Here is a 15,630-nt window from a genome sequence, read left to right as displayed (position 1 = left end):
TGGCACACGACGAGAGTCACGACGATGAGACAACAGACGATGAACGAGCTCGTATCGATCAATCCCGCCACGCTCGAGGAGATCGGGCGTATTCCAATCACGACCGAGGAGGAGCTGGATCAGGCCGTCCGGAACGCAGACTCGGCCCTCGCACAGGGTAAGACCGACCGTGCATACCGGCAAGAGCTGCTGCAATCGTGCGCTCTCGAGCTGACACGTAAGAACGCCGAGATCGGGCCCCTGCTGGTGATGGAACAGGGCAAGACGACCACCGAGGCCGGCGGTGAGATGTGGATCAGCGCGAAAAACTTCACACACGCGGCTCAGATCGACTGAGCTGACGAAGAATTCGGTCCCGATCTCGCCGGGCGAACCGCCCGCTATCACGCCATCGGGGCGACGCGACTCTGGCCTTTCGCGCAGCGTGCCCATGACAAGATCCTCCGACACCTTGCTTGTCCAGGCTCTCACGATCATATGGCGCCTCATCTGCGCGCCCCGGTGCACCGGGAGGCCGTACTCGCGAAACTGCTGACATGGCCTGATCCACCGGCAACCCCACACGATTTCTGGTGCCGTATGTCAGCGGCTCAGCGCGAGAGTATCGAACAGAATGTAGGCGGCAACGGCGAATACCAGGTACGCGAACCAGCGCTGGAGTGATCCGGTGTTGACGCGGTTGCCGAACCTTCCGGCGACCAAGGAGGCAACGATCGCAGCTCCGCTGAAACTGATCGTGATGGCCGGATCGATGGCGACGCCGCTACCGAGATGTGAGATCAAGCCGGCGGCGGAGTTCGCGACGATGATCAGAAGCGAGGTTCCGATCGCGATCTGCATGTCTATTCCCAACATCAGGACAAGGGCGGGGATGATGAGGAATCCGCCGCCGACGCCGAAGAGCCCGGTCAGCACACCGACAGCGAATCCGGCTGGGATCGCACGAGGTGCGCAGCGACGCCAATTGATACCGGAATCACCTACGCTGCAGGCGGTCCCGGCATTGCCGCGGTCGGCGAGCATACGAGCACCGGCAACGATCATGACCGCGGCGAACCCGGTCATCACGACGGACTGCGGGAGCAGTCGCCCGAGGGCACTACCAATGAAGGTTGCGGGGATACCTGCAGCGGCGAACACGGCGGCCAGTCGCCACTGCACCAGGTGGGCACGAACTTTCGGGATGGCTCCGACGGCAGAGGCGACACCGACCACGATCAGTGAGATCGGGATCGCCTGGTCGATGTCGAGGCCGAGGGCGAACACCAGGACCGGTACGGCGAGGATGGAACCGCCACCGCCGAGGAGTCCGAGAAGGATGCCGATGACAGCGCCGGCCGCAAGTGCGATTGCGAGGGTCATCGGAATCCGTTTCCGTTCATCGGCGGTCGAGGATCTGCCGCATTGTCACGAGTCAGTGTGGTTGCGTGGTAAGTGAATCGAGCGCAGCTTGCAGTCTGGTGGCCGCTTCGTCGGCGATGGCCCCCAGTGCCGGCTCGCCGGTCACCTCGGCCATGAGGGCGGGGTTCATCGCATCGACGATGACGCTGTTCTCGGCGGTGCGGTCGGCGCGCACGACGACGTTGCACGGCAACAGTAGTCCGATCTGCCGCATGACGTCGACGGCTCGATGCGCCAACGGCGGATTGCAGGCGCCGAGGATGAGATAATCCTCGATGTCTTCGTCGAGCTTGGCCTTGAGAGTCGCTTTCATGTCGATCTCGGCGAGTATCCCGAAACCTTGCTCCGCCAATGCGGTGCGGGTTCGTTCGACGGCGTCGTCGAAGGTGGTGTTCAGGGTGGCCGTGAGTGCGAGTTGCATGATCTACGTCCTTTTCGGGGATCCAGGGTCTGGGATCGGTCAGCGGGTGCCGAGTCGTGGGATACCGAGGCGTTGGAGTATCAGGCTCATCGGGCACCACCCCACTGCGCTGTAGAGCAGGAGATTCGCAGCGACGAATGCAGTGAGAATGAGCCACCAGGTGGAGAAGGCGAGTGTCAAGGCCACACTGAGTAAGACGACCACCCCGCCCAGCAGGGGAACGATCCGTTCGATAGTCCAGCCGTGATGCCGAGGGAGAGCTGTCATGATCTGTGTCTTCCTTTCCGATTCGTTGTTCCGCGATACCCGCGGGTCAAGCGAGCGCGAGGAAAAGCTTTTCCAGTTGGGCTTCGGTCATCGGCTCCTTACCGTTCTCGGTATCGCCGGTCATGCATTCGCGCAGGCCGGTAGCGACAATCTTGAAGCCCGCCCGGTCCAGGGCCCGCGAGACCGCGGCGAGCTGAGTGACGACGTCTTTGCAGTCGCGGCCCTGTTCGATCATCGAGATCACCCCGGCGAGTTGGCCGTGAGCGCGGCGGAGCCGGTTGAGTACCAATGCGATGCTGTCGTCGTCGCCGACCATGGGAATTCCTTTCGAAGATGAATCGCTAAACTAAATTATACCCCTAGGGGTATTTATAGCTCGTGGTTCGGCAGGTCTGTCCGTCACATACCTGCCGAACCGCCGTGGCTGTCGGCCAACTCCGTCAGTGCGAAAAACTGATGTCGGGCAGCACTTTCCGCAACCACGCCGGGGACCACCACGCGGCATGTCCGGTCAACCGCAGTAGCACCGGCAACAGGATGAGGCGGATCAGGACCGCGTCGAGTAGGACTGCGACACCGAGAATGATGCCCATCTCCTTCGGCGGTAACGGGTCAGCGAGCGCGAAAGTGAAGAACACGGCCACCATCACCGCGGCGGCGGCGAAAATCACTCGTCCGGAATGCGCCAAGCCGGCGACGTGTGCGACCTTAGGGTCCCCGGACCGTTCGTAGTGTTCTTTCGCCGTGGCGAGGAGGAACACGGTGTAGTCCATGGCGATCGCGAAGATCATCGCGAAGAAGAACACCGGCCCCCAGCCATCGAGAAAGCCTTGCGGGGTGAATCCGAGCAGGGATGCACCGTGCCCGTCCTGGAAGATCAACTTCGCAACGCCGAATGCGGCTGCGGTGGAGAGCAGGCTGACCACGGTGCCCAGGATGGCGATCAGTGGCGCTTGCAGAGCCACCAGCAGCAACACGAACCCGAGCACCAAGATGATGCCGACGATCAGCGGGAAGTAGTCGTTCAGCGCTTGCTGCAGATCGAGGTTCTCCGCCGGCGCGCCGCCCACGAGCGCGCCGGAGGGGAGGTCCGCACGCAAGGTGTCGAGGATAGTGCCCATCTGTGCATCCGACGGGTCGACGGCCGGCATGGCCTGCAGCATCACATAGTCACTACCGTCCGGGGCGGGTTGCGGCGGCGTGACCATAGCGATGCCGTCGGCCCCAGCAGCAGCCTGCGCCGTCTGCGAGGCTTCGGCGGCGGGAGCGATGATCTGCACCATCCCGGGCGCACCCTCACCCATCTGGGCCTGGACGAGTTCGTAACCTTGGCGCACCGGGGCGTCGGCGGGGACGACTTCAATGGAAGGCATCGCAACCTTGAGACCGAGGACCGGGATCGACAACGCGATCAGCACCAGGACAGAACCGATAGCGAACGGCCACGGGTGACGATGCAACAGCTCACCCCAGGCTGCGAACCGCGGAGAACGATGCTCTTGCCGCTTCGCGTAGGGAAGCGAGCCGGCGTTGACTTTGCCACCCAGCGCGCCCAGAGTCGCCGGAAGAAGCGTCATCGAGGCCAGCAGAACGAAGAAGACGGCGAGCATGATGCCGATCGCCATCGTCCGCACCGCAGGGGCCGGAACGAGAAGCACGGCCGACAAACTGACCAGCACTGTGATACCAGACAGGACAACGGCTTTGCCCGCCGTGTCCATGGTTTCCGCCACAGCTGCCTGCTTGGAGGAGGCGTGCGCGATCGCGTCACGGAAGCGGGCGACGATAAACAAGGCGTAGTCGATACCGAGAGCGAGAGCGAACATCATCGCGAAGTTCATCGCCCACACCGATATCGGAGTGACCTGGTTGAGTAGGACCAGGCCACCTGCCGAGGCGACGAGTCCGGCCAGGGTCAACAGCAACGGGAGCCCTGCGGCGACGAGGGACCCGAACGCGAGCACCATGATCGCGAGGGTGACAGGCCAGGAGAACAGTTCGGCCTGAATCATCGCGTCGTGGTTGGCTTTGTTGAAATCACTCCACAGTGCCGAAGCGCCGGTCGGGTAGACCTCGATGCCGTCTCCGGACAGAGCGGTCAACTCCCCCTTGAGATCGTCCACTGCCTTGACCATCTCGTCGGTGGACGCGTTCGCGCCCGCGATGAGAATTCCTGTGTGCCCGTCCGGGCTGATGGACATTCCCGGTTGCGGTGCGATGATGGCACCGAAACGGGTGTCCCCGGCGAAGACATCCGCGACCGCAGTGAGCGTTTGCTGCACTTCGGGACTGTCGACGGTGCGGTCGCCGGAATGGACCACGACCTGGACCGCGGCGGAGGAGTTACCGCCGAAGTGTTCCTGTGCCAGTTCGCGGACCTGGACCGATTCCGACCCGTTGGCTTGCCATCCGGCGCCCGCGAGTGAGCTGAACACTGATGGTGCGGCGGCGCCGAGGGCGACGAGGACGATCAGCCAGACGCCGAATACCCATTTCGCATTGCCTGCCATGGCCGCGCCCATACGCCCGAGCGCTCCGCCGGAGGATCGAGAGGCCGACGTAACGCCTTCCTCGACAGTAGATTTGCCGGTCATTGGTTAACTCCTGAAGATGCGGTGAATGGGAGGGGCGTGCGCAGCAGTATCCGGTGCGCCGGTCAGCGGCCGAAAAGGGATCGGAAGAACCCGGACCCCGAGTCAGGAGCAGGGGTGCAGGTGCAGCGCCGCGCTTTCGGGACACCTGCCATGACCTGATCGGAGTGCTGGCCGCATCCTGCCCAGGTGGTCTTGGAGCAGGAAGAACATGTCGTGGGGTAACACATCTGGAATCTCCTTGTCAGACGTTGTGCCACGTATGGGCACGAGAGTTTTCGTGATTAGGCACTATTCGAACGACCGGTCGACCCAGGCCGAGTATCCGCCGACCAGGTCGCTAACGTTCTCGATGCCATCGGCCCGCAACAGTGACGCGGCGACGGACGAGCGCCAGCCGCCGGCGCAGTGCACGACGATGGGCTTGTTACGTGGCAGGTCCGCGAGCTGGGAGCGGAGCTGGGCGAGCGGAATCGACCGGGCACCGTCGATGACCCCGAAGTCGCGCTCGCCGGGATTTCGGATGTCGATCAAGGTCACCGCATCCGAATCCAGGAGCCCCTCCAGCTCGACCGCAGCAGTACGCGGCGCGGTACGGACAAGGTCTGTGAGCGAGTTCGGAAAGATGCCATCGGCGTCGACAGTGAGGTAGCCGAGTGCGTTGTCGGATCCGATGCGCGCCAAACGCATCGCCGCAATCTGTTCCTCACCCGGATAGGTGATGAGTACGATGCGCTCGCCGATATCGGCGACCATGCCACCGGTTTCGGCGAACCTGCCGTCGAATCCGACATTGATCGAGCCGCGCAGATGCCCGCCAGCGAAGTCGTCCGGGGTGCGGGCGTCGAGAACGCGAGTTCCGTTGGCCATTTCTGTCCGGAGCTCCTCCGGTGTCAGCTCGGCGATGCGCCGATCTTGTTCGAGGAGAGCGCGATTCGATTTGTTCAGGGCCACATCGGTAGAAAAGTACCCCGGCACCGCAGGCTGACCGTCGGTGATCAGAGCAACGAACGTATCTTCACTCATCGGCTGCACCGACGGGTTCGTGCGGCGCTGCTCGCCGATGGTGGAGGTCAACTCGGCGGAGAGGTTCTTGCCGCAGGACGATCCTGCGCCGTGGGCCGGCATCACGGTCACCGAATCGGGCAACGCCAGCAGTGTCTGGTGGACGGTGCGGTACATCGCCCGAGCCAGGTCGGTACTGGTGCCGTCGCCGAGATTAGCCAGGTCGGGGCGGCCGACATCGCCGATGAACAGCGAATCCCCGGTCAGCACAGCGGACGGCGTTGCATCTCGATTCTCGCGCACCAGCAGGCTGATCGACTCCCACGTGTGGCCGGGAGTGGAAAGGATCTCGATGTCCACCTCCCCCAGTGTCAGGTGTTCGCCATGGCGAAGTCGGCGGATCGGGTAGTCGGTGTCCGCGATTTCGCCGAAACCGATCCACGCGCCGGTCGCCTCGAGCAACTCGAGGTGGCCGGAGACGAAGTCCGCGTGAAAGTGCGTGTTGACGATCCCTTCGATAGTCAGGTCATGGCGGCTTGCGTCCTCGAGGTATTCGGTGATGTCGCGCCGCGGATCAACCACGATGGCACGGCCTGTGCTCTCGTCGCCAATCAGGTACGACGCATGCGAGAGGCACTCGATGTAGTACTGCTCGAGGATCATCGAACAACCTTTCCTGAATCTGGACGATGGTATGCACACAGGATGCCATATACCCCCTGGGGTATGTCAAGTACCCCCGGGGGTATATGGATGGACGTACTGATTAGGTGAAGAAGTCGTTCACTCGTCGGTGCAGAGTCCTCGATCGCCACGGGCCCCGCTGGGTCGTGACCGCCGGTTCCGTCCTCGCGGCGCCCACGCTGGTGATCATCGCGACGGCTCTCGCGCTCCCGATCTTCTTCGCGGGGTGGGAGATCGCCGGTATCGCGATGGGCGCGGTGCCCTATCCACCTGCATTCGCCGCCCTGACCCCGCTGATACGGCGACAACTACGTCAAAACGCTGATGATCCTCACCCTCGCTGCAGGTCTGGCCAGCACCGTCTTCGCACCCCTCGCCGCCCCTGGCCGATCGATTCGATTGGCGTACAACCTACTTGGTTTGTCAATGGTGTTGGCTCTGGTCACGATCCCCGGGCGTGTGTAGGGATTACGGGGGTAGGTGGCCTGACCCGATTCGTCTACCGCACGCGCACCTCAGTGATCATCGCATCGGTAGGTACTGCCGCTCCTCGGAATCGTTGGGTTCCGCCGGGTTTCTTCGCACCGCGAGAGAGAAATACGTGCGCTGACCGTACGGATTGAGAGGGCTGACGGTCCGGCGTGAGCAAATTTAGTCCGAACTGCTGGTCCGGCGCTCGAGAAGAACTGTGTCGTACTGCTTCCGATCATCACCACAGTCGGTAGAAATTATGCGAAAACAGATGACGAACCGTCTCTCGCCGCTGCCACGGAATTATCACCGCCCAGCAGACGCACAATGCGCCGTAGGATCGAAAGGTGAGGCCGCTCGAAGGAGGAGCTGTGGCTAACTATCCAGAAATGTATGAGCGTCTACGGACGCTGATGGGTCAACTTGGACGCGAAGCGCCGGCGGCGATGGGCGCTTTCGGCTCGCTGCACATGGCAAGTACCGCAGACGGGGCCTTGCCGAGGAAAACCAAGGAATTAATGGCCTTGGCGATCGGGATCGCCGCGCACTGCGATGGATGCATCGCATACCACGTGCATGATGCACTGAAAGCGGAAGCTTCTCGTGCCGAGGTCATGGAGACCATCGGTATCGCAGTGATGATGGGCGGAGGGCCCTCTGTCGTCTACGGCTGCGAGGCGCTCGAGGCAGTCGAACAGTTTGCCAGTTCAACCGATTGACAGCGGGACAGGGTTCTCTTTCCGACAGAAATTCGAACGGGCCCGCGCGCAAGCGTCACCGTAGATGGAACCACGTGCGTGTGTTCTCACCAGCGGCCGGAGGCCCTCGACTCGGCACACCGCTGTTAGAGCAGACTCTCAGACACCCAACGGTGCCTTACCTGACAGGCCGAGGACACGAAACTGCCATTCCGTCGCCAGTTGGCCCAGCGAGTGCGGGCACATGAGACCGGGACTGGTTGAACCCGTTCCACCTCGACAGACTGCTATGACCTCTATGGAAGACGGGATGCTGTGCTCACCCAGATAACCTCAGCTCACCGACTTTGATTGTTGCCGGACCATGGAGATTCGGCGTGTGTACCACGCGTCGCCTGGGCGAGCGTCACATAGATCTGAAGGTCACTCTGCACGTGAAAAGTCTGCTCTCCATCCCGAACCCGAATGGTGCCACTCATTTCGAAGCCGCACCGTGGGAGGGGGCGGCAACATGGCGCAACGTCTAGACGCATCTTCGATCACAAAGATGGTGCCGCCACCAACTGATCCCGACCACGGTTACGAAATTGTGTGACTTTTGGTCGATCCTGCACCAGATGACAGCTGTCAGGCGGAATGGGATAGGAGCCGAACGATGACCTTCGGCCCTGGCTCTGCCACCAAGACCACGAAAGGGTAAAAGCAGGGACCCCTCATCCAACGCAGAAACTGGTTACGAGCCTGACACATGAACACCGCGCCATTCGACGAAAGAAGCCATGAATACACGAAATTCAATGCAGCACAAATCTATCCATGATTATGAGGACGGGTCCGCATTACGGCCCCCACCTTTGCGAGTCGCGGTATTACGTCTCCTCGGCTGCGTTGCACGGACTGTGAACCTCGTCGCCCAGCGCCGCATCTGTCAACCGACAGAGCACATAGGGCAAGAAATGACTTTCGCGGACGGCACAACTGGAATCGTCTACCGGGAAACCATCGTGAAGGGACCGCCCCCTGTCGACCCGGTTGTCCTCGTCGTAACCTTCCGACTGCGGGGTATTCATGGCCGTGCACACGCTCTGTTTCGGGCCGAAAGCCTTTTCAACACACCGCTTTTCGTTGGCTTTCCCGGATTTGTCTCGAAACTGTGGCTGAGTGCTGATGAAGAAAACCGGTACCGCGGATTCTATCAGTGGGATGGAGAAAGGTCCGCTCGAGAATACGCGTGCACGTTGTGGTGGATTCTCGCATTGGTATGCTCTCTCGATTCGATTCGCTATCGTGTGCTGCCAGGCGCATTTCGTGACAACGTCCTCGCGGACACGCTGTCGGCAGGAAAGGCCATGCCGGAAGGCGCCATGAGTCCGACCGACGCAGTATGGTGGCGGCTGGTCCAAGAGCGAAAGCCATAGATTCCGTTGCCGGAGCGGGGTTAGCTGTCGGTCGGGGGCAGCGACCGTTGATCGGCTGTGGCGCTTCAAGGCGTAGCCGTGCCGACGCACGGAGCTATCGTGCGCTCCGGCTCCATTCTGGTGAAGGGGTCGTCACTGCCGAGACAATCGGTAATACCCTAGACACCGACAGCCCCGCACACCAAACTCGCGCGCCGGCGCACCACGCCACTAAACACGCTGAACCTGCGACATTCTTCGCGGATGGCCTAATACACTGGGCCGAAACTTCAACGTGTTTGCACTGCTCCGTCCCGCCAAAGGCCCTGCAATCAGGTTGGCACCGCAGTGATCATGAGTTTCACCAACGGCGAAGGGTGACGCAACCTCCGTTGTCGGGACCTCGCTCGTGCAGCTGCCTGCTGGGTAGGTGTTCATGGAAAGTCGCCGTCCTCCTGGTCGAAATGATCCCGAGTTACACGCTCGGGAGTGGACGTTACTTTTCCCTCCGCTTGGGTGGCAGGCCCCCACAACTCCCAGTCGGTACCTGGCCTTGAACTATTCACCCACGCTCCGAGAATCTCCGGTACACAATTCGAAGGCATGCTGCTCATGGTTCCCGCTGATCAGCATGAAACCGTCACTGCAGCGTCAATTCCCCGCGGACACAGAGCCAGCACCGCGCGAAAACCATCGGAAAGTGCCGCCATCAGCACCGACAGATCAGGAGTCGCACCAGCATCCGCGTTGATTCCGATACACACGTGCGTCGTGTACGACATCAACGTCACGTTGAATGCCGAGCCGAGAGTGGGACTGAACGCAAATTGCCTGGTGATCTCCGCGCCCGCAAGATACAAAGGTACCGAGGAACCTACGACGTTCGAAGCGACAAAATCCATGTGCTTGAGCATGTCGCCGGTCACCGCAACCGGCAGCATATTCAGCATCGCGGCCAAGTGCGGAGAGAGCGGAATTGCAGGTTCATTACGCCAGCTGTCGACGATGTCGTGGACTCGGCGCATCAGCTGATCCGGACTCGCAATATCGAGTGGTAACGCAAATCTCGCCAATGATATTCGGTTGCCGCCCAATGGGTCTCGATCGGTACGTAGACTGATCGGCAAGGTCACCATCAGCTCCGGCGGTATAGCACCATGGTGGCGGTGGTACTCGGCCATTCCGAGGAGAACAGCAGCCAAGAATGCATCGTTGATCGAGCACTTGGTGGCAGTCGCGGCCGCGGCAAACGCCGCGACCGGAAACTCGACCACACCGAAACCTCGACGCGTACTACGAGCAGTCATCACCGGTGACAATGTGGTAGTCGCCGGTCGTGTCATACGCAGAGCCGAACCGATGATTCGTGCGGCGCCGCGGCCGGTAACGGCAGGATGCCGCACCGCACGGGCACCCTGTCGAACAGAAGACCCAAACGCTGTCCCCAGTGCACTCGCCACGGCGTTGGCGCCGGTCGGATGATCAATAGATGTCACAGTCTCCCGCGCGGATCGGCTCGATTCCCCTTCTCTTGTCTCGTCTGTGATTTCACGTGTCAGTTGCATTCCCCCGACCCCGTCGGTGAGAGAATGATGAACCTTGACCACCAGAGCAGCACCACCGTCAGCCAGTCCGTCGAGCACTGTGAACTCCCACAGCGGACGATCCTTGTCGAATGCGGCCATCCCAGCTGTGCGTGCGAAGTCGAGAACCTCTTTCCAGGTTCCTGGCTCCCGCACGGTCAACCGACGCAAATGCCAGCTGAGATCGAAGTCAAGATCGCCGACCCACCGAGGTGGAATCCAAGGAATCGAACTCGGAACCGCTCGGCATCTGAACATCGGCACCACATCGATCGCGCGATACATGACGTCGATCAATCGATCTTGGTCAGGACTTCTGTCCAGCAAAACAATCGAGACGATGGTCGAGCGAAGAATCGGATCCTCTTCCATCCGCCACGACATCAGATCCGTCTGCGTCATCGATCGTGCGCACGCTGCATTCATTGCTACTCGATCCAGTTCTCGTCACCCGTCATCACATCTGTTGCTGTTCAGGGTTGTAGTCGTATCTCGTCTACTCCAGGAACCGACGATGCAAGTGCGATGACAACTCCTCGCTGCGGATCGTCCTCGGAAATGCCACTGACAGTAAGTGTTCCGTCGACAAACCCCACTGCCCACAGATCCGGGCCGCCGTAGAGGTCGAGTCGATGCCGCACTTCGTCGACGATGCGATCAGGATCAAGCGCCAAGAGGCCGATCAGGTCCTGGCGCGTCACTATTCCGATGACATCGCCTTCCTGCACAATCGGCACCGCACGCAGTCCGGACCGGAGCATGGCCGAGGCGAGGGCGTTGATCTCAGCGTCTGCGGTCATCGCAATGACCGGCTTGGTCATCACGTCAGCGACGGATTCGTCGGCGGACACGACCCGATCTTCCTGCGACGCACCGTGAAACCTACTCCGGAGAAGGTCACCCTCGGAGACGATCCCGACAAGGTGCTTGTGTTCGTCGATCACCGGAAGCACCGAAAACCCTGACCGAGAAATTACTTGCAGGCATTGGTCCGTACTCGCCGCCTGATCGATCGTCGTCACCGGACTACTCATGATGTGCCGTGCGGGCATGACGATCTCCTTTGGCTGCCCGGTAAGGCAGCAGACGTCGAAGGACTGATGTATCCAGCGTGACGGAATCCCATTTCGAGCGGAAGGGTCCTGGGCACCGCGCGTGTACTGGTAATCGACATCGAGTGCAGTGACTTCCGCCTCTGTCGACCCGACACGCACCAGAGTTCGCTGAACACTGTCGGCCGCGATCAGGTGAGCGGCCCCCCTCCGATCGGGAGAGCCCATGAAGACGAGCCGTTCAGCCGCCACGCATCCAGTCGCCACACACAGGTGGGTTGTACCGATCGATGCGGTCGGCCCCGGCGATGCTCCCACTATCGGCGGCAAGGCCGCCAACCTCGGCGAACTGATGCGGTCGAAATTCCCGGTTCCCCCGGCATTTGTAATCAACACTGCAGGTTATCTCGACACAATTGAAGCTTCCGGGTTTCGAGAACTGCTGAAAACGGGGCCTCTGCCACACGTTGACAGCACCAAAGACGCGATCTGCTCGGCAGTCCTCCCCGATGCGATGCGCGCGGAGATTATCGACGCTTATCGTGTCCTCGGCCCTTCGACGACTCGCGTCGCCGTCCGTTCGTCAGCGCCGGCCGAAGACGCGGCCGACACGTCGTACGCCGGTATTCACGATAGCTTCACGAACGTGTCCGGCGACAGGAATCTGATCCACGCGGTCCGAAAGTGTTGGGCATCTCTGTGGTCGGATCGAGCATTGACGTACCGCAGTCTCCAAGGGGTAACCGAAGAGCCGTCGTTGGCAGTTGTTGTCCAACGCATGGTCGATGCTGAACAGTCCGGCGTCGTGTTCACCGCCGATCCACGCACCGGCGCGAGAGATCGCATCGTGATCGAAGCTGCTACCGGCCTGGGCGAAGTAGTCGTGGGCGGGCAGGTGGAACCAGATACGTATGTGGTGTCGAAACCGGACTTTTCCGTGCTCGATGTGCATATCGGCTCGCAATCCTTCGCGATTGCGCTATCGGAGGGGACTGAACGATCGTCGGAAATTCCTCTGCTGCAACGTGAACAACAGATCCTCACCGAAGATCAGATCCACCGGCTCGCGGTTCTTGCGGCAGCCGTGGAAGATCACTATCAGCGACCGCAGGACCTCGAATTCGCCTACAGCGGGCAGCAACTGTGGCTGGTCCAAACACGCCCGATCACCACGCTGGGGCAGCGTACAGAAGCGAAACGACCTGACACACAGGCAGATATGTCGAGCGCACAGATCCTGGCCCACGGACTGGGAGCCGGACCGGGCACAGCCACCGGCCGGGCACGGGTCCTGCGTTCGGTGGCCGACGGTCGCAATCTCCTCGACGGCGAAATTCTTGTGGCACCGATGACCCGACCGGACTGGCTGCCTGTTCTCCGGCGCGCTGCCGCAATTGTCACCGATGGCGGGGGCATCACGTGCCACGCCGCCATTGTCGGCCGCGAACTCGGTCGGCCGGTCGTCGTCGGAACACGCACGGCGACATCAGATCTTACCGACGGAATGTTGATCACTGTCGACGGAACCGCGGGAACGGTCCGCGCGGGAGATGCTGCAGCGGCCGCAACGACGAGCGCACCCACAACCCAGATCGCACCTTCCGCCGTGCCGCACCGCGGACCGACAACGGCAACATCCGTCTACGTCAACCTGGCAACACCGGAGGCTGCGGAGCGAGTAGCCGCCACAGATGTCGACGGTGTCGGCCTGCTCCGGGCAGAGTTTCTGATCATGGACGCCCTCGAAGGACTGCATCCCCGCACGATGATTGCGCGTGGCCTACACGAGAAGTACGTAACCGCAATGTCTTCGGCTCTCTCGCGGATCGCAGCCGCATTCGGTGCACGTCCCGTTATCTATCGCGCCATCGATCTCCGTACCAACGAATTTGCGAACCTCGAAGGTGGCGAGGTCGAACCGCACGAAGACAATCCGATGATCGGCTACCGCGGATGTTTCCGCTACATCCGTGAACCCGAATTGTTTGCACTCGATCTCGATGTCATCACCGAAACCCGTAAGCGCCACCCGAACGTTCATCTCATGATTCCGTTTGTTCGAACTGGGTGGGAACTGTCCAAATGCCTCGCGCAGTTGGACGCGCATCCTCTCGGGGCGGATCGTCGTATGCTGCGATGGGTCATGGCCGAGATACCCTCGGTGGCGTATTGGATACCGCGTTACGCAGCAATGGGCATCGACGGAATATCCATCGGCACCAATGACCTCACACAATTGGTGCTGGGCGTAGACCGGGATTCGGAAATCTGCAAGGACCTCTTCGATACCATGGATCCTGCAGTACTCGAGACCATCGACACGATCATCGAGCGGGCCACCGCCGCAGGTTTGACGACCTCCCTCTGTGGCCAAGCTGTGTCCACCGATCATGCTTTGGCGGAACATCTAGTGAGACAAGGGATCACGTCTGTCTCTGTGACTCCCGACGCGGTAGACGCGACCCGCCACACAATAGCTGTTGCGGAACGTCGCATCATGTTGCACCAGGCCAGAACTGAACCCCCTCAATGAATCAGAACGGAAGAACTCCAAGGGTGGAACGTTCCACGATCACGTCGAAGTAAGCCTCGACATCGGCGCGTCTGCACGGCGCAGTTCCTGGCGTCTGCAGCATCGCTGCACCCGCCGCAACACCGAACTGCACGGCTTCGATCAGCGAACGATCATGCACGAGCGAATACACGATGCCCGCAACCATGCTGTCACCTGCACCGACTCCACTGATCGACGCCACATCCACCGAGGGAACATACTCGGATACATCAGCCGTAATCACCAGAGCTCCCTCCGCCCCCAGCGAGACAACCACCACCTCGGACACTCCCTGTTCAACAATGCTTCTCGCCGCCGCTGCTTGTTCCGCCCGAGACTCGAGAGGCAGATCAACCCAATCACGGAGCTCTCGAACACTCGGCTTGACGAGGTAGACGCCCCGCTGCAAGGCCCGCAACGCGACGCCGGAGGTGTCTACGACCAGCAGGGTCGGTGTGTCGGCCAGCAGATCGGAAAGACGCTGACAGAAATCGGCGTCTACCCCTGGAGGCAGGCTTCCGCTCACGACGACAAAGCGGGAATCGGTTGCGAAGTCGCGCACACGCTCGAGGCACGACTCCACCTCTGCATAGGCAACTGTCGGGCCGGGCAGCACGAAACGGTACTGGAAACCCGTCGACAGGTCGTCGACGGTAAAGCTCTCGCGGGTAGAACCGGTGATCGGCACCGCAGAGAACCGCACCTGCTCACCAGTCAGTAGATCCTGAACCGCCTGCCCACAGTGCCCGCCCGAGGGAAGGAGCGCTGTCGCGTCCTCCCCGAGCGCATGCAGAACTCGAGCCACATTCAGTCCACCTCCCCCGGGGTCGCGGCGAGGGGCTGCGCAGCGCATCTTATCCGTGGCATGCACTGCAGGTGCGCTGGTGGAGATATCGAGCGCAGGATTCATCGTCACCGTCACGACACGCGAGCTATTCTGCGACATGAAGTTTCACCTCTAGATGAAGTGTGGATCCGTCACGACGGAGTGCATGTGCCCAGCCTCGTTCCCGGATGACTTGAAGCATGGGTGCGTTCTCCCCCATCACCTCGGCCACCATGCGCCGCGCACCGTGTCGGTATGCCTCATCTTCGAGTCCATCCAAGAGTGAGGTACCGATTCCGTGCAGCCGCTCATCCTGCGCGACTACGAGGGCGAACTCCACCGTGGTCGGTGAAACCCCGTCCAACATGACGAAGTTGCCGACCCCAACCAATTCGTCGCCGATGAACGCGCCCAGAGCGCATCGCCGCTTGTTGCACTCGCACAACTGATCGGAAAAGGCGGTGAGCTGTTTCGGCTGCGGCCCGAACCATCGCATGTACGAATCGTGCTGGTCGAGACGCGCATGTAATCGCTGCACCGCACCGGCGTCATCTGCGCCGAGGCACCGAACTGTTGTCGTGTCGATTCCGCTGCCCGTCGCGGCCATCGCTCATCACCTGATTCGGCTGGAGGGATACCTCCCGATTGAACCGTGGCATTGGCTGTAGAGGGCAGAGACT

At 61.2% G+C, this 15,630-nt stretch carries 14 protein-coding genes; 4 read left to right on the top strand and 10 right to left on the bottom strand.

Annotated elements, in window-relative coordinates; all coding sequences use genetic code 11:
• Positions 1-24 precede the first annotated feature (24 nt).
• Positions 25-336: an aldehyde dehydrogenase family protein gene (locus C7T36_RS21980; RefSeq protein ID WP_162487746.1), complete on the top strand. Its 312-nt coding sequence runs from the start codon at positions 25-27 to the stop codon at positions 334-336.
• A 246-nt stretch (positions 337-582) separates the two neighbouring features.
• Here C7T36_RS21980 and C7T36_RS21975 read toward each other — a convergent pair whose 3' ends face one another.
• From C7T36_RS21975 to C7T36_RS21950, 6 genes are all read right to left on the bottom strand, one after another.
• A complete protein-coding gene (locus C7T36_RS21975; RefSeq protein WP_045067661.1) occupies positions 583-1,362 on the bottom strand; it encodes a sulfite exporter TauE/SafE family protein in 780 nt (259 codons plus the stop codon).
• A gap of 52 nt (positions 1,363-1,414) precedes the next feature.
• The gene (locus tag C7T36_RS21970) at positions 1,415-1,822 is read right to left on the bottom strand and encodes a DUF302 domain-containing protein (protein ID WP_045067660.1); all 408 of its coding nucleotides are present in this window, start codon (positions 1,820-1,822) and stop codon (positions 1,415-1,417) included.
• 39 nt (positions 1,823-1,861) lie between these two features.
• Positions 1,862-2,089, bottom strand: coding sequence for a DUF2892 domain-containing protein (locus C7T36_RS21965; protein WP_045067659.1), 228 nt, complete (start codon positions 2,087-2,089; stop codon positions 1,862-1,864).
• 46 nt (positions 2,090-2,135) lie between these two features.
• Positions 2,136-2,405, bottom strand: coding sequence for a metal-sensitive transcriptional regulator (locus C7T36_RS21960; protein ID WP_045067658.1), 270 nt, complete (start codon positions 2,403-2,405; stop codon positions 2,136-2,138).
• 124 nt (positions 2,406-2,529) lie between these two features.
• The gene (locus C7T36_RS21955) at positions 2,530-4,683 is read right to left on the bottom strand and encodes an MMPL family transporter (RefSeq protein ID WP_084702796.1); all 2,154 of its coding nucleotides are present in this window, start codon (positions 4,681-4,683) and stop codon (positions 2,530-2,532) included.
• Between the two features lie 288 nt (positions 4,684-4,971).
• Entirely contained in the window at positions 4,972-6,348 is a 1,377-nt protein-coding gene (locus C7T36_RS21950; RefSeq protein WP_045067656.1) for a rhodanese-like domain-containing protein, read from the bottom strand.
• 863 nt (positions 6,349-7,211) lie between these two features.
• Here C7T36_RS21950 and C7T36_RS21940 point away from each other — a divergent pair.
• The gene (locus C7T36_RS21940; RefSeq protein WP_233363778.1) at positions 7,212-7,559 is read left to right on the top strand and encodes a carboxymuconolactone decarboxylase family protein; all 348 of its coding nucleotides are present in this window, start codon (positions 7,212-7,214) and stop codon (positions 7,557-7,559) included.
• A gap of 356 nt (positions 7,560-7,915) precedes the next feature.
• Complete coding sequence (locus tag C7T36_RS30240) at positions 7,916-8,065, top strand: hypothetical protein (protein ID WP_162487745.1); 150 nt, start codon at positions 7,916-7,918, stop codon at positions 8,063-8,065.
• A gap of 1,496 nt (positions 8,066-9,561) precedes the next feature.
• On the opposite strand, the gene C7T36_RS21930 is transcribed toward C7T36_RS30240, so the two are convergent.
• Entirely contained in the window at positions 9,562-10,920 is a 1,359-nt protein-coding gene (locus C7T36_RS21930) for a wax ester/triacylglycerol synthase domain-containing protein (protein WP_181317498.1), read from the bottom strand.
• Positions 10,921-10,991: 71 nt separating this feature from the next.
• Positions 10,992-11,570, bottom strand: a complete 579-nt coding sequence (locus C7T36_RS21925) for an HPP family protein (RefSeq protein ID WP_045068032.1) — start codon at positions 11,568-11,570, stop codon at positions 10,992-10,994.
• 226 nt (positions 11,571-11,796) lie between these two features.
• Here C7T36_RS21925 and ppsA point away from each other — a divergent pair, with 226 nt between their 5' ends.
• The gene (gene ppsA, locus C7T36_RS21920; RefSeq protein ID WP_045067652.1) at positions 11,797-14,103 is read left to right on the top strand and encodes a phosphoenolpyruvate synthase; all 2,307 of its coding nucleotides are present in this window, start codon (positions 11,797-11,799) and stop codon (positions 14,101-14,103) included.
• A gap of 1 nt (position 14,104) precedes the next feature.
• On the opposite strand, the gene C7T36_RS21915 is transcribed toward ppsA, so the two are convergent.
• Positions 14,105-15,070, bottom strand: coding sequence for a 1-phosphofructokinase family hexose kinase (locus tag C7T36_RS21915; RefSeq protein ID WP_045067650.1), 966 nt, complete (start codon positions 15,068-15,070; stop codon positions 14,105-14,107).
• Positions 15,057-15,557 (bottom strand): GNAT family N-acetyltransferase, encoded by a 501-nt coding sequence (locus C7T36_RS21910; protein ID WP_052683530.1) that lies wholly within the window; start codon positions 15,555-15,557, stop codon positions 15,057-15,059. Before C7T36_RS21910 ends, C7T36_RS21915 begins: the two co-directional genes overlap by 14 nt.
• Positions 15,558-15,630: the final 73 nt, after the last annotated feature.

The organism is Rhodococcus sp. AD45-ID, assembly GCF_003023755.1.
GTDB classification, from domain to species: Bacteria; Actinomycetota; Actinomycetes; order Mycobacteriales; family Mycobacteriaceae; genus Rhodococcus_F; species Rhodococcus_F globerula.
The sequence above is the reverse complement of the archived record's forward strand: the minus strand, read 5'-3'. Positions and strand labels throughout refer to the sequence as shown.